Origin of the sequence: Oceanospirillum sediminis (assembly GCF_014164585.1) — a bacterium.
GTDB classification, from domain to species: Bacteria; Pseudomonadota; Gammaproteobacteria; order Pseudomonadales; family Halomonadaceae; genus Oceanospirillum; species Oceanospirillum sediminis.
This window is the reverse complement of the sequence record NZ_JACJFM010000176.1, coordinates 1-404: the sequence shown is the minus strand read 5'-3', so window position 1 is coordinate 404 and position 404 is coordinate 1. Positions and strand designations below refer to the sequence as shown.

The following is a 404-nucleotide window of genomic DNA, read 5'->3' as shown; positions in this document are numbered from 1 at the left end:
AAATAAAAATTGCTGAAATTCTTGACCTTTGTACACGTCCCAAAACTCAAGTTGTGCTGTACTTTGTAATAATCCTGTAGCACGCTCAATATCTTTTACACCTGGTAATTCTACTAGAATACGGCCTGAATTCCCTAAACGCTGAATATTAGGTTGCGTAACACCAAACTGGTCAATACGCTTACGCAGTACTTCAAACGCTGAGACAATAGACTCATCAATCTTTGTCTCGATGATACCTTGTACTTCTTCATCAGACATGCCTCCATCAATTTCACCATCTAAAGCTTTGGTATAAAATATATCAGGTGAAGCTAGTTTTTTATCACCCTTAATGGCATCAAAAGCGATAAAGAAATCTTCTAAATACGTGTTTTGACTGTTCTTTTGAAGTTCTGAAGCGT

At 36.9% G+C, this 404-nt stretch carries 1 pseudogene; it reads right to left on the bottom strand.

Going from position 1 to position 404, the window contains the following annotated elements:
* A pseudogene (locus H4O21_RS28295) lies at positions 1–404 on the bottom strand (hypothetical protein); the annotation flags it as partial.